At 65.2% G+C, this 13,849-nt stretch carries 17 protein-coding genes; 14 read left to right on the plus strand and 3 right to left on the minus strand.

The genetic code is table 11. The annotated features are described in order from the left end of the window. Positions 1-11: 11 nt before the first annotated feature. The 12 genes from ACQPZ2_RS13380 to ACQPZ2_RS13435 all read left to right on the plus strand — a co-directional run bounded on the left by ACQPZ2_RS13380 (position 12) and on the right by ACQPZ2_RS13435 (position 10,629). Complete coding sequence (locus tag ACQPZ2_RS13380) at positions 12-1,703, plus strand: hypothetical protein (RefSeq protein WP_433525812.1); 1,692 nt, start codon at positions 12-14, stop codon at positions 1,701-1,703. Between the two features lie 28 nt (positions 1,704-1,731). After that, positions 1,732-3,228, plus strand: a complete 1,497-nt coding sequence (locus ACQPZ2_RS13385; protein ID WP_433525813.1) for a PE domain-containing protein — start codon at positions 1,732-1,734, stop codon at positions 3,226-3,228. After that, positions 3,225-3,575 (plus strand): YbaB/EbfC family nucleoid-associated protein, encoded by a 351-nt coding sequence (locus ACQPZ2_RS13390; RefSeq protein WP_433525814.1) that lies wholly within the window; start codon positions 3,225-3,227, stop codon positions 3,573-3,575. Before ACQPZ2_RS13385 ends, ACQPZ2_RS13390 begins: the two co-directional genes overlap by 4 nt. Continuing rightward, positions 3,572-4,309, plus strand: a complete 738-nt coding sequence (locus ACQPZ2_RS13395; protein WP_433525815.1) for a hypothetical protein — start codon at positions 3,572-3,574, stop codon at positions 4,307-4,309. The genes ACQPZ2_RS13390 and ACQPZ2_RS13395 overlap by 4 nt, the downstream gene beginning before the upstream one ends. A 9-nt stretch (positions 4,310-4,318) precedes the next feature. Next, on the plus strand, positions 4,319-4,672 hold the full coding sequence (locus tag ACQPZ2_RS13400) for a hypothetical protein (RefSeq protein WP_433525816.1): 354 nt from the start codon (positions 4,319-4,321) through the stop codon (positions 4,670-4,672). Positions 4,673-4,701: 29 nt separating this feature from the next. Beyond that, on the plus strand, positions 4,702-5,013 hold the full coding sequence (locus tag ACQPZ2_RS13405) for a hypothetical protein (RefSeq protein ID WP_433525817.1): 312 nt from the start codon (positions 4,702-4,704) through the stop codon (positions 5,011-5,013). A 7-nt stretch (positions 5,014-5,020) separates the two neighbouring features. Further along, complete coding sequence (locus tag ACQPZ2_RS13410) at positions 5,021-7,588, plus strand: hypothetical protein (RefSeq protein ID WP_433525818.1); 2,568 nt, start codon at positions 5,021-5,023, stop codon at positions 7,586-7,588. Between the two features lie 306 nt (positions 7,589-7,894). Then, positions 7,895-8,347, plus strand: coding sequence for a cupin domain-containing protein (locus tag ACQPZ2_RS13415; protein WP_063825072.1), 453 nt, complete (start codon positions 7,895-7,897; stop codon positions 8,345-8,347). 76 nt (positions 8,348-8,423) lie between these two features. Further along, complete coding sequence (locus ACQPZ2_RS13420; protein ID WP_433525819.1) at positions 8,424-9,599, plus strand: PLP-dependent aminotransferase family protein; 1,176 nt, start codon at positions 8,424-8,426, stop codon at positions 9,597-9,599. After that, entirely contained in the window at positions 9,596-9,973 is a 378-nt protein-coding gene (locus ACQPZ2_RS13425; protein WP_433525820.1) for a hypothetical protein, read from the plus strand. The genes ACQPZ2_RS13420 and ACQPZ2_RS13425 overlap by 4 nt, the downstream gene beginning before the upstream one ends. Positions 9,974-10,012: 39 nt before the next feature. Next, positions 10,013-10,258, plus strand: coding sequence for a hypothetical protein (locus ACQPZ2_RS13430; RefSeq protein ID WP_063047625.1), 246 nt, complete (start codon positions 10,013-10,015; stop codon positions 10,256-10,258). Further along, positions 10,255-10,629, plus strand: a complete 375-nt coding sequence (locus tag ACQPZ2_RS13435) for a PIN domain-containing protein (protein WP_063047626.1) — start codon at positions 10,255-10,257, stop codon at positions 10,627-10,629. The genes ACQPZ2_RS13430 and ACQPZ2_RS13435 overlap by 4 nt, the downstream gene beginning before the upstream one ends. On the opposite strand, the gene ACQPZ2_RS13440 is transcribed toward ACQPZ2_RS13435, so the two are convergent. From ACQPZ2_RS13440 to ACQPZ2_RS13450, 3 genes are all read right to left on the minus strand, one after another. After that, positions 10,568-11,380, minus strand: coding sequence for a Uma2 family endonuclease (locus tag ACQPZ2_RS13440; RefSeq protein ID WP_433525821.1), 813 nt, complete (start codon positions 11,378-11,380; stop codon positions 10,568-10,570). The two genes, ACQPZ2_RS13435 and ACQPZ2_RS13440, sit on opposite strands and share 62 nt — an antisense overlap. An 84-nt stretch (positions 11,381-11,464) precedes the next feature. Then, positions 11,465-11,674, minus strand: a complete 210-nt coding sequence (locus ACQPZ2_RS13445) for a DUF397 domain-containing protein (RefSeq protein ID WP_433525822.1) — start codon at positions 11,672-11,674, stop codon at positions 11,465-11,467. Further along, positions 11,664-12,548 carry a helix-turn-helix domain-containing protein gene (locus ACQPZ2_RS13450; protein ID WP_433525823.1) on the minus strand — a complete coding sequence of 295 codons (885 nt, stop codon included), beginning with the start codon at positions 12,546-12,548 and terminating at the stop codon, positions 11,664-11,666. The genes ACQPZ2_RS13445 and ACQPZ2_RS13450 overlap by 11 nt, the downstream gene beginning before the upstream one ends. A 224-nt stretch (positions 12,549-12,772) precedes the next feature. Here ACQPZ2_RS13450 and ACQPZ2_RS13455 point away from each other — a divergent pair, with 224 nt between their 5' ends. Both ACQPZ2_RS13455 and ACQPZ2_RS13460 read left to right on the plus strand, forming a co-directional pair. Next, on the plus strand, positions 12,773-13,519 hold the full coding sequence (locus ACQPZ2_RS13455) for a hypothetical protein (RefSeq protein WP_433525824.1): 747 nt from the start codon (positions 12,773-12,775) through the stop codon (positions 13,517-13,519). Between the two features lie 93 nt (positions 13,520-13,612). Then, a complete protein-coding gene (locus ACQPZ2_RS13460) occupies positions 13,613-13,801 on the plus strand; it encodes a hypothetical protein (protein ID WP_433525825.1) in 189 nt (62 codons plus the stop codon). The last annotated feature ends 48 nt before the right edge of the window (positions 13,802-13,849 follow it).

A 13,849-nucleotide genomic window follows, 5' to 3' on the forward strand; every position in this document is an offset into this window, starting at 1 on the left:
CTACTCCGGAAATGCCCATTCTCTGGGTGCCGGATGACCATGGAAATGGTTATCCCGACGGGAAGGCTTACCAGATATCGCAGCCTTCCAAACAGCTCGTAGATAACCGGCTGTTGAAATTTCTCATCACCAACTGGGATGCCCTCGGCAGCGGGAAGACGTCCGATCTGCCGGACGCTGATTCGGTGAGTCAGGTTTCCGAGGTCCAATTGAGTCAGTTGCGGTCGGGGGCCATCAGCAATTATGTGCAGAAGGCGAGCTCGCTCAAGGCTGCCTTCAATGACCTGCAGGTCAAGTTCACTGCGGTAGTGAAAGAGACGACGAAGGATACGAAAGAAGACCGACTGCAATATCAGAGCCAGATGGGTCAGCTGATAAACGGTCTGAGTGATTGTGCCACGAAGTCGCTAGACGGTAGCACGACCATGGATGACTATATCATGGGCTACGTTGCGGATGGACTCGAGGCCGGAGCGCAAATCTATAAAGACACTTTGGACAAAATGTCTGCCAGCAAAGCCAAGATCGACGACCAGACCAAGCAAATCGCCGACCTGACGCAGAAGGTGAAGGACGGGAGCGCGCTGGCCGATAAGCTCCAGAAGGAAATAGACGACCTGAAGAAGAAAGGTACGGGCACCGGTAACGGTAATGGCGACTATACTTACGATCCGGGCCAGGCCCAGCCGGTAAACAATGGCAATGGCACCGGCAATGGCACCGGCGCCGACGACACCTGGAAACCCATCGACCTCGGTGCCGATGGCTCCTCCACCGGCGACGGCTCGTCGACCGGCACCGGGACCGGCGGCTCGGATGGCACCGGAGCGGGTTCGGTCGGGTCGGGAGACACCGGCTCCAGCTACCCCAGCAGCACCACCCCGACCCAAGCGAGCTATCCCGACTCCGGGATGGGTTCGGGCGTCGGCTCCGGTATGAGCGACATGATGAACTCGCTCGGGCAGCAGCTGGCGCAGATGGCGCAGCAGCAGCAGATGCGCGACATGATGAATCAGTACGGCCAGAACGGCCTGGCCCAGCAGCAACCTCTCGCCGCGCAGCCTGCGGTCGCCACGCAGCCCCAAGCCCAGGCCCAGCCAGCGTCGACAACCGCACCTGGTACCCCGGCGTCGACGCCGCCTCCCGGCACTTCCTCGTCGCAGACCGGCCAGGGACAGCCCGGTGGCCCGGTGCCCGGCCACACTCCGGGTACCGACGGCATGGTGGACTACACCTTCCCCGACGGCCGCACGCAGAAGGTCCCGGCGGTGGTCGCGCAGGCGCTGGATGCCGCGTTCGGCAACCAGAGTGGCACCGACGCGCAGGCCGCCTACGGCAAGACACCGGCGAAGTGGTCGGACAAGAAGCAGATCGGCGACTCTGTGGATCCGAACCAGCTGATGACAGGCGACGTCGCGGTCTGGAAGGACCGCACGGCCGTGGTCGTGAAGTTCGGAACCCCGGATTCCGGTGGCACTCTCGAGGCGGTTATCGGCGGCAAGTTGACGGAGTTGACCTCCGACAACTTGAACCAGTTGTCGGACACCGCCGGGGAATTCGGCGAATTCTCCGGATTCGCCCACCCACATGGCATCGAGGCAACCGCGGCGGGCAACCAGTCCGGCCAGGCGCCCGGCGGCGCCCCGACGGGCGACCAGTCCGGCGCACCGATGCTCGCGGCTACGGGAGGGGCGCCTGCCTGAGCATGCGCTGGGGTGAGAGGAGACAGTGATGGCGTTGGACGTCAATCCGGCGGAGCTGGCCGCCGCGGCGGCGAAACTCGCCGCGCTGGCGCATGCCACCGGGCAATCGCTACCCAAGGGCTGGGTGCTGCCCGCGGGTAGCGACCCGATTTCGGCCGAGGCGGTGCCACAGCTCAATGCCCACGCCGCCAATCTGCTGAACGGAATGTCGGGTGTGCTCGGTGAGATTCACAAGACGGCGCAGAAGCTGGGTACGGCGGCGGCGGATTACACCGCCGCTGACGACGCGGGCGCGCGCGAGATAAATGGAAGTGGCGGTGAGGTTTTGGCCAATCCCGTCGCGGAACCGATGCCGCTGAATGTGCGGCAACCGCCAGCTTTCAATTTCCCCGCGGCCGGTGCCAGCGTCGATCCGCTGACGTTCGCGCAGCAACTGCGTGGCGGACCCGGCACGGGTCCGGCGAACAAACTCTCGACGGATGTGCGCGGCTTTCTCGGCGGCTTCCATCCCGCGGCTCTCGCCGGCGTGGACGCGGCCACACAGACGATGCAGCATTGGGTTCCGGTAGGCTCCGCCGCTGCATCCGAATTGACCAAACATCGGAGCTGGCTCGACGAACTCGGCACCGGATTGGGCAAGCTGGTCGATGGCATCGACACCTACAGCAATGCCTTCACCACGGCGAAGGCCAAACACCCTACGCCCGAGGAGATCATCGCCGCCCGCAAGGAACTGTTGAAGGCGATCCGCTCCAAGAACGAGGTCGGTATCCAGGCCGCGCTGGCGAAGTTCCAGGAGCAGAACGCGCGCTCGGCGGAGACCATCACCGGTTACGCCACCACCGTCGGCTCCAAGAACGCGGAAAACGCCGGTTCGTCGAAAACCGGTTCGGACGAGAGCGGTTCGAGCGGTTCGGGCGAGGCCAGTCAGATGCTGAGCAGCCTGGCGTCCATGCTGCCGACCGTGATGAGTTCGCTGATGTCGTCCGGTCTGTTGAATCAGAACAGCACCGACTCGACGACGGAAGGGCTGGACGATTACGGTTCCAGCGACTACGGCTCGACCGACTACAGTGCACTGGGCGGCGGCGGTTCGAGTGGCGGCGCGACGCCGATCTCCGATATCACAGGTGCGATGAATTCATCGGGGACGTCCTCGTCGTTCACCGTCGGCCCGATGCCGATGGTCGGTTCCTCGGGCAGTGTCGCGAGCGGTTCGTCGAGTCTGCCGCGAACATCGGTGATCGAGCCGCTGTCGACATCGGCGGCCGGTGCGGCGCGTGCGGCGGGCACCGGTTCCGGCATGATGCCGTACATGCCGATGTCGCCCGGCATGGGCGGTGCCGGCGGTGGCAATAACGAACGCAACCGCGTGGTGGCCTGGCATCCGGATCGGCTGATGTATGTCGACGACACACCGCATACCGAGCAGGTGATCGGTGAGAAGCCGACGATCGCGCCGACCGTGACACCGCCGACGCCGTCCCAGCCCAATCAGGCGTCCCAATCCGGAGGTTCCGCATGAGTGATATCCACCCCGACGTGCAGGCGGCGCTCGATGCCGCGCGCGAACTCCGCCACAAGATCGCCGACTTGCGCGAGAAGATCGATGGCATCCGCGCCCGTCGGCCGTCGCCGAGCGGCGCGGTGATTCCCGAGGTCGATGCCATGGGCCGACTTGTCGGGCTCTACCTCGCTCCGGGCACTGTCGACCGGCTCGAAAGCGATGAACTGGTCACCGAGATCGTCGCCGCGATCCGGGAGAGCACCGCCGATGCGGCACGCCAGTACGAGCAGCTCATGGACAAGGATCCCTGGGCCGATGAGCCGGAAGCGGAACCGGCCGCGGCGAGCGCGGAGCAGAAGTCATGAGTGATGGCGATGGCGTCACCGTCGCCGATACCGTCCGGTGGTTGCACCGCGAGGGGCTGGTCCGATTGGCCGGGGTCGCGGATCGCACCCCGGATCTGTTGTGCGCGTACGCGATCGATGTGGCGACGGGCACGGTGAACGCGCATCCGGTCACCGGAGTCGGTGTCGGTTCGGATGTGATCGCCTTGGCCGCGGACGATCTGCCGTATCCAGCCGGTTCGCCGAAGCGGTTGGTGGTCGTGGGCGTTACCAGCGCCGAGGCCGTCTTGGTCGTGGATCTGGCTGCGACACTGACCATCTCGATCAATGCCGACAATCCGGAGCAGGCGGCCCGTTCCTGGGTGCTGCAGCTGCTGCTGAATCCGGACGTCACTCTCACCACCAACAGCTCCGATCTGGCGGTGGCCGCGAGCGATCGCTGTCGGCAGAGTTTCATCCCCGGCGGCGGCGCGACGATCATCAACGTCGACGATCAATTTCCTCCGGCTACCACGATCAGCCTCAATCCGACCACGGATGGGCCGGACCATCTCGACATCGCTCCGGACGGCACCGGCGAAATGTATCTCGGCGCCCGATTCTGGCAGTTGAGTCAGGTCATGACCATCGGTGACGCCGCCTGGAATGCGTTGGCACAGCAGCTGTCCGCCGCCGATGATCCGGCTCCGGAGAAACCCGCCGCGGGCCCGCCCGACCGAGTGATCGCGCCGCCCGGCACTGTCGCACGCACCTAGGAGTAGCCGATGACCGAATTCGATGATCTGGACCAGGACGACCTCGACGAGGTCGCACCGCCGGATTGGCGCAACCTGATCTATGAGGTGTTCAATCCGGACCACACCGTCGGTGTCGCCTGTGGTCGTGACGGCGAGGTCGTCGGGCTGCACATCACCGACGACGCCAGGGACAACGGGGACACCTGGCTGGCCGCGGAAATCGTCCGGCTCGCCCGGCTGGCACATCTGAAGTCACGGGTCGGTCTGCGGGCCGAGATGGAGCACAACGGCACCCGCCCGTACACCATCGATTCCTTCGATCTGCCCACCGAATCCTCTTATCGGGCAACCGAGATCGCCGAATTCGGCACCACTTCCTGATCGCAGGAATCTTTCAGACAGGACCCGCCATGACCTACATCCTGGATACGGACGACCCGGACGATGTGACGGCGACCCACGGCCAACACTTCGGGGTCGTGACCTCCAGCACCGGCCACGTCAGTGCGACCACCGATGCCTTCGCGTTGCAGCACAGCCCGGTATCGGAGCTCGATCATCGGGCCGTCAGGGTGCGCGATCAGATCGTCGGCTGGTTCGGGGACGCGGTCGACGATCTGAACGACCATGCCGGCTCGATGCATCGATATGTCGTCGAGACCAACCAAGCCCTCCACGGCAGCGATGTCGCGGGCGGTGCCCAGGTATCCGGGTCGATCTGATTTCCGGATGGACCCGGAGGAGCGCAACAGTCCGCACTGGAAGGCCATTGTCGGCGAGAACTGGCCGGAGATCTCGCCGCGCGAGTGGGGTGCGCTCGAGCGGGTGGCGCGTGAGGGCGCCGAGGCTTTGGATCCTGCGGAGGCCGATCGTGCCCGCCGTGCCTTCGACGAGAGCGTCCGCTCCAGTGCCGGATTGGATCCGATCAAGGATGATCTGCGCGCCCAGCAGGGAACTCTGCGCGGTTTCGTCGATGCGCTGGTGGCCACCGCGGACACCTTCGAGCGGATCGCCGGAATCGTCGACCGGACGCGCACCCACATTCTCGACATCGTTTATCGCGCGGACCGCAAAATCCGCGCTATTCCCGATGAGGTCTCCGACGAGGACGGCGACGGCTCGACCGCCGATGAGGAACGCGCCAAGGTCAGGGAGACCATCGCACAGGCACGGGCCGAGGTCGACGAGGTGGCGAGGCATGCGCTCACACTGATCGGGCCGGGTGGCCTGCCGGAGTTGCCGATTATCGCGGCGGCGTTGGGGAAGCCGGGGCCATCGGATCGCCACTCTTCCGGAGGAGGACCTGGGAATCGGCGGCATTCGGATCCGCATGCCGGGCACGGACCGCGCCACCCGGGGAATTCGCAGCTGCCGCCCGGTATTCCCGGCTGGCCCAATGGCTGGCGTCTGCCCGATGGCCTCGGTGTGCCACGGGTTCCGGCATTGGATGCGCTGAACAGGCTGTTCGATCAGCTCGGGCTGCCGCGGCCGTTCTCACCACTGCCCGGTGGTGATCTCGGCGGACCGCACGGGCCGGGCGGCACCGACAACCCAATTGCGACGCAGCCACCGACGGGACCGCAGCCGGGTGACGTGCCGCAGTCGCAGGCGCCTGATGCGTCGTCGACCGGCATGGGTGCGCCCGGTTACGGTGCCGCACCCGACTCCGGCTACGGACCGCAGCGTATCGGTGAATCCGGGGGTGCGGCGGACTCGGGCGTATCGCACTCGGGCTCGACGAGCCCCGGCGACAGTGGCTCGACACCCACTGCGGCGGAAACTCTCTCGACGTCCGAGGGCGGTTCCACCGACCATGACGTAATAGGAATGGCGTCGAAGTCCGGTACGGATAGGTCGCTGGGGGTTGAGCTCGATGGCAAACACTCCGAATCGGCGCCGGGCGGCTTGCTCGGTTCCATGCCGGGCGCGTTCGCGGGTCCGGTAGCGCCGTCGCCGGTCATCGGGCCGCCGACGGTTACGGCACCGCCCACTACCGCGCCGCCCGCCGCGGCAGGCGCCACCGCGAATCCCTCGGCGCCAGGCGCGGATACGCGAGCGCCCCAGGGCGGCGATTCGCGAACTTCCGGTGCGGGACCACGGGTTTCGCCGGGATCGCCTTCGGCGTCCGGTGTTTCGGCCCCGGGTGTTTCGGTACCACCCGGCAAGAACGCGCCACCGGTGCGTCCGGCCCCGGGGGTTCCGGTCCAGTCCGATGCGGCGCCCGACGACTCCGAAAAGTCTTCCGGCAGTGACCATATGCGCGATGCGGTCGGTGCCGCGATGATCGCGGCGGCGGCCCCGACCTTCATGGTCGGTGAACGGGTCGACGGTGATCTCGCACTGGCGCGCACCCTGCTGAGCAGCCTGCTCGCGGCGGCCGAATCCGCGACGGTCGGCACGGCCTGGGCGGTGTCGATCATGCGGCATCCCGGCGGTGTCGGCGCGTTCGTCACCTCGAACGAGGGGCAGGGCTGGTTACCCGCGCGGGTGTATCTGCCTCGGGAACTCTCGACGCCGTGGATGTGGTCGGTCTCGGATCCGGCCTGGGAGGGGATCGCCGATCCGGCCCGGGTACTCGCGGAATTCGCATTGTCCTGGGGCAAGAAAACCGGGGCTCGGCTGACGGCACTGGCATCGTCGCTACCGATCGAGGACGCGCTGAGCCGACAACTGGGCGAAATTCCGACGGCGGGTTCGGTCGGTGCCGCCGCGATGATGGATTTCGCCGGTCCGGGAACGGGTTTGGTGGACCGACTGGAACTGGTCGGTGCACCGCAACTGCTGGAGCGGGCCGTGTCCGTGCCCGCCGACCGGATCGGTTGGCGCTGTGTGGAACTCGCCGTCGACGCGCATGCGCGCACGGCACGGCTGGGACCGAATGCCGCGACCGCGCTCGGGACCGCCGCCGTGCGCGAGCGGATCCTGCAGGCGTTCCGGCAGGCCGAACCGGTTCCGGAACAGTGGTGGGATGAGCTGCGCGATGCCGATGATCTGGTGGTGGCGTCCATGCTGCCGCTGAAGGCGGATGTTTCGCGAATTCCGCTGGGGGAGTTGCGATCGGAAACTGCCGTGGGCCGCTCCGCCTCGGATGCGTCGGTGCTGCGGTCGATGCTGTTCGAACGGCGCTGCGACGAATTGGTGTTGCTATTGGCCGAGGAGCCGACCCGTCAGCGGTTGCGCGATGCGATCTACGCGCACGGACAACTCGTCGATCATCCGGCGTTCACCCAAATGTCTTCCCAGACGCCACAGCCCGCGCCGCGCCGCGCGTCGGTCATCGCACCTCCGACGAGGTGAATCCGGGAGCTGCTCGTCGTAATGCCCACCGACCGCGACCACGATGATCTCGGTCGGTGACGGCGTAAATCAGCCGATGTTCGTGGGCGATCGACACGAATGCCCTCCGGGGTCGGCGCCCGCGCCGATCGACTGTCACCGAGGCGTCCGTGCGGGAATTCCAGGAGTCTCGGCCGTGGATATCGATATTCTGCGGGATTGTGCGGATATTCCGGTCCGGTGCGGCGGATGTTCTCGGTTTGTCGCTGCCATAGCGTTCCCGATGTCAGAAATTGACTTTCCTACGGCAATGTTTCGGGATGTTCGATGGAGAAATATACCAAGTCCGTGCGCGTGGTTGCCGCAGCCGACGTCGCGGAGGTTGTGGGACCGCAGGAGCAGCATCTACTGCCCTGCATAACGAGGGATACCTGTGGGGCTGAGGGAATTTCGGCGGCCCTGGTGAATATGGCGCCGGGGAAGGTGGCGCGGGCGCATCTGCACGAGCACAGTGAAACCATCGTGTTCTGCGTGACGGGACGGGCGGTGACGCTGATCGGCCCCGAATTGGAGCCCTATGCGCACGGGCCCGGCGAATTCCTGTACATCCCCCAGGGTGTGGTTCATGTGGCGGTGAATCTCAGCGACACCGAGGGATTGGTGGCGGTGGATGTGCGCACCGATCCGCTGTTCAGCGATGATCTGGTGTTGACGCCGGAATTCGATGTGGCGGCAGTGGAAATCGCCGCGCGACTGCGGCGGGAGTTGGCTCGGGTATGAGCGAGCGCAGCGAGCGAACAAACAACACAGCCACGAGCGTGCTCGTGCCGGAGCCGAGCGCCAGCGAGGTGGAGGCGTGAGCACGGGTGTCGCGCTCGGCAGAGAAACAGCCATGCGCAGCGGGCCGATCGACGACGCGTTCGCGACATTGGCGCGCCGACCGGATGTGATCTCGTTCGCGGTCGGCGCGCCGGATCCGGCGCTGCTGCCGGGTGAGCTGGTGGCCTCGCTGGCCGCGGCCGCGATCGCGAAGTACGGGAGTACCGCATTGCAGTACGGGCTCACACAGGGTTTCCCGCCGTTGCTGGAGCAGGCGCGAATACTGTTGTCCGGTCGTGGAATCGGGTGTTCGCCCGAGCGGGTACATATCGCCACGGGCGGATCCGGTGCACTGCACAACATCTGCATGGCGCTGCTGTATACCGGCGGGGTTGTGCTGGTGGAGACCCCGACCTACGGTCCGGCCGTGAAGGTGTTCCGCAGCCACGGCGCCCTGGTGGTCGAGGTCGCCTCCGATGCGGACGGCATCCTGCCGGAAGCATTGGACAGTGCACTGGCACACCATGATCCGGCGTTCGTCTACCTGTTGCCCACCTTCCAGAACCCCACCGGCCGGACCATGTCCGCAGCCCGGCGCGCGCGGGTCGCCGAGGTGATCACCCGGCACCGGGCGCTGGTCGTGGAAGACGATGTGTATACCGACCTGCGGTACCGCGGTGAGCCGGTGCCGACGCTGTGGTCGTTCGCGCCGGACCGTACGGCCTATATCACCTCGCTGTCGAAAACCCTTGCACCGGCATTGCGGATCGGCATCACGGTGCTCCCGGACGACCTGCTCGAGCCGGTACTCGCCCTCAAACAGGGCATCGATATGCAGACCTCCGCCTTCAATCAGGCGATCGCCGCCGAATTCCTCGGCACGCCGGTGGGATCCGCGCATCTGAGTCTGCTCGTGGAATCCTATGCGGCAAAACTGAATACGGTGGTGACCGCGTTGGGTCGATATTTGCCGTCCGGATTCAGCTGGACCGAACCCGATGGCGGCATGTTCGTATGGGTGGAGGGCCCGGCCGATTTCGACGCCGATATGTTGGTTGCCCCAGCGTTGAACAGGGGAGTGGCATTTCTGCCCGGATCCGCCTTCTTCGCGGCTCCCGATGCCCCACGCAACGCGCTGCGGCTGAGCTTCGCCACCGTGCCCGAACATTGCATCGAACCCGGCATCGAACTCCTCGCCGGACTGTGCGCATGAGCATCGTCGGCGTCTGGGAAGTGGTGGCCGATGGCGCACCATTCGGCTACCACGTGATGACCTTCCACGCGGACGGCACCATGGCGCAATCGAATCCGGACTACGGCAACCGCGCCACCAGCGACAGCAACGGCATGGGCACCTGGAAGGCCGACGGCGCAACAGTATCGGGCGCATTCCTCGAATTCACCGTGGACCGTGCGGATCCCGCGTCGGTGCAGAAGGGAATCGTGCGCTTCGACCTGATCGTGCACGGCGACGAATTCACCGGCTCGGCAAGCGCAACCTTCTACGACCTGTCCGGCACCCCTTGCCGCGGCCCGCTCCCCGCCACCCTCACCGGCCGCCGGTTCATATGTCCGGTGTCGCTATAGCGGTATGAACACCCTCATACTCAATGGTATGATTGGAGTATGAAGCGGATTACTATCAGCATTCCCGATGACGTGGCCGCCAAGGCTGAGGCTGCCGTCACCCATGGCGAAGCCTCCTCGGTCTCCGCCTGGTTTTCCGATATCGCCCGCCGCGAACCCGACTGGGCCACCGCTCGGGAGATAACCGCCGAGCTTGCCCGCGAGGCCGGTGTGACGGATGAGGATCGCGAATGGGCGCGGAGCGTGCTCGGCTTGGATGAAGCCGAAATGGGTGGTGCCGCGTGATCATTCTCGATGCCGGTGCGCTGATCGGCATCGAGAAGGGCAACGCCCGAGCTGTCGCGCTGGTCGACGAAGCCGTTAATGCGAGGCTCCCTGTCCGCGTACCTGCCTCCGTGCTCGCACAGGTGTGGCGCAATAGCCCCCGCCAGCATCCGATCGGGCGGTTGCTCGGTGCAGGCAGTGTGGAGATCATCGACCTCGACCGTCGTCACGCCCAAGCCGTAGGCGCACTCCTCGCCGGTTCCGGTACCGCCGACGTTGTCGACGCGCACGTGATCGTATGCGCTCGTTTGACGCGGGCCCGCGCCGTGATCACTTCCGATCCCGATGATCTTCGCGCCCTCGACCCGAACATCCGGCTCGAAGTCGTGTGACCCCGAGCGGTCGCCCGAAACAGCTTCGGAGTGCGGCCGCTTGTCTTTCGACCGTGGCGGACGGGTACCGTGGTGCGAATCCGGGGCGAAAGGTATTGCCGCGGTCAGTATTCGAGTTCGGTCCAGGGATGGGGAACGGGGCGTCGATGGCGATGCCGTCAGGGTTGTCGTGGGTCCATTCGCTCGCCAGGATGTAGTTGGCTGGGCGCAAGGGGTGGACGCCGTCCGGCAGTTGGGCGTGCCCGATGTCGAGGCCGTAGGCGCGGACTGTTGCGATCGCGCTGGATTCGCGGTCCAGACGCACCTCCCAGTACCAGGGAATCCCAGCGCCCGCGTAGCGGCCTTTCTTCGCCTCGATATCGGTCTGTGTGTTGGAAGGAGACAGGACCTCGCCGACCAGCACGACGGCGGCACTCCGAAGATCCTGGTAAGGGGACTCCAGGCACCGATGGACGAGGAAGCCGGGTGTCAAGAAATCGGATTTGCCGTTGCGCCCGAGGAAGACGTTTGTTTCGGTGGTCACCCGCCAGCAGTGCTCAGGATGCTCCGACATCGTCTTTCGTGCGCAGCGCTCGATCGTGCTCCACAGACGGTTCGAAAAGGTCTGATGTTCCGCGGGGCCGCGGCGCACCCATACCACGCGCCCGTTCCACAGCTCGATCTGTGCGGCGATCTCTTCGGGGAGTCGCTCCAGCTCCTCCCAGGTCATGTACTCGGGGAGGTCCGGGCGCTCGATACGCGGAAGGGACACGCCGTCATGATAGAGGCCGAGCGGCCGCACTCCGATCTGTATTCGGACTGCGGCCGCTCTGGGTTTCTGCTCCGTTGTGGGTGTTCAGGCGGGGTGGTTGAAGGCTCCGGCTTGGACGCTCGCGGTGAAGGCATCCCATTCGGTCGGGGTGAAGGTCAGGGCTGGGCCGGTTGGGTTCTTGGAGTCGCGGACGCCGACGATGCCGGTGTCGAGGAAGGCGACTTCGATGCAGTCCTTGGTCCCGCCGCTGCGACTGCTCTTGAACCACCGGGCTCCGGACAGGTCAACGTTCATGCTGATACTCCCTTGCCATCTTCCGCAGCAGTGCTCTGCTACTGACCTCATCCAACGCGGCTTGCTCAATGCGTTGGTACGCCTGCCTATACCGCTGCACGATACCGACCTTTTCCGAGTACATATCGCCGGTGTAGTTCTCGGCGTAGACGATCGTGGGTTCGATCGGCTTGCCCCGGCTGTCCACTGGGAACTCCAGGATCACGAAGGTTCCGATCAGCTCACCAGTCGGCATTCCTGAGGAGAACGGCAGGATTCGGATACTGACGTTAGGCATCGTGCTGGCGTCTGCCAAGTGTTTTAGCTGCGCCGCCATGACCGACGGACCGCCGATTATGCGGCGCAACACCGTCTCGCCGAGGATCACGTTGATCGTGGCGGGCCTCGTTTTGCGAGTGATGAGATTCTGCCGACGCAGTTTCATCTCGACGCGTCGCTCGCGTTCTTCGTCGGTATCACCAGGACTGGCGATACGCGCCATGATCCGCGCATAGTCAGCCGTTTGCAGCAGTCCCGGAACGAGATCCGGTTGGTAGGTCGTCAACTTCTCCGCAGCGGACTCCAACCCCATGAAGACACTGAAGTTCTCGGGAATCAGATCCCCGAACTCATGCCACCAAGACTTCTCCGCCGCCTGCTTCGCCAACCCCCGAAGCCCTTCCGCGCGTTCGGGATCGATGCGATAGATATCGATCATCCCGTCGAGTTCCCGCATCCGGATCTTCTGGTTCTGCCCCTTCTCGTACCGCTGAAGAGTGCTCTTACTCCACTCCATCAGCCGGGCGGCGTCCTCCAGTGTCAATCCGATCTCGTCACGTGCTTCGCGCAGCAATCGCCCGAGCTGTCGGCGAGTGATGCTGCTATCGCTGTCCACCAATGAATTGCCCCCTTATTTCGAGCCGACATGTGCTCCAGAATCGGGAAGACCCTCCCACAAACTTCGGCTTTGCGCTGGGCTTTTTCGCCGATTGACAGGGGTTCCCGTTTTCGCCTTCCAAGACCCCCGCGGGCGGTGTGTCCTAGTCGTGGCGATCGGCCGGTCCCTCGGGTCGAGCGCCACCATTGACCACCGATACGCCGAGGCGAAGGTTCGCGACAATGACGAACATACAAGCGGGACAGCCGGATACAGCCTACGTCCGCAGTCGGCCGGACGTCGGCGACGCGCGCAGACCCAAAGCGGTCGGCCTGGTCCGCACCGGCGTGTCCGGCCTGGCCGCGCCGCGACATGCGGCCGAGATCCGCCGCCACGCAGAGCAATTGGGATACGAGTACCTCTACACCGTTCGGCCACCGGAGAACCCGGACACCGATCCGATCGGCTACGGCCTCACCATCGCCACCGGTGTGCAAGCAGCCGCCCTGATCGTCTACGACCTGACCACCGTGGACAACACCCCCGCCCGCGTTTGTGAAACCTGCGACCTCGAAACGGTCTGCCCACCGGTGACATGGGCGCGCGCCGTGCACAGCAGCATTACACCCGACCACGCCCACCCCGACCATCCACTCACGGTCGCCGAATCGCACCGAATCATGCAGCGGCACATAACATGTCGCGCCATCACCTGCCCACTGAAGTCCGCGGCTCTCAGGTGCCTGGTCCGCGCAGGCGCGCTCGTCCCACCGGCAATGAGCCCGCGCGAACGCGCCGCGGCCCGCGGCCTGCCATTCGAACCGATCGGAAATGAACTCCCGCCGAGGCGCGCGCTCGGTGCACCCGGCACGCCGTCACCGAGCACCCGGCCCTCGGTATGGCGCGGCCCCGATCTCGCAACCCTGTTGGATGTGCTCGACGCGCTAACCGTCACGGATTCCCACGCCGCCAGAGACAACCGGTCATAACCGCCGCCGACCCGTATGGACGGCATCCACCGAACCGAAGTCGACGGCCTCCAAGCGATATGGCACCTGAACCAGCGCCACGAGATCGCAATCATGTTCGTACACAACACATCCGACTCAACCGCGATCGCCTCCTTCGAACCCGGCGACTATCCCGATCTCGTCCAGGCACGCGAACTCCTGCCCGAACTCGCGAAACTCTGGGACGCCGTCCGCCACGACTTCTGGACCGAAGCCATTCCGGCACATCGCCGTCCGCGCCCACCTGGAACATCGGCCTGAACCTGGAACGGGCTCCGATCCTCGAACGCCTGGCAGCCGCTTCGGGCA

It is taken from the genome of Nocardia pseudovaccinii, from assembly GCF_050942345.1.
Lineage (GTDB): Bacteria > Actinomycetota > Actinomycetes > Mycobacteriales > Mycobacteriaceae > Nocardia > Nocardia pseudovaccinii.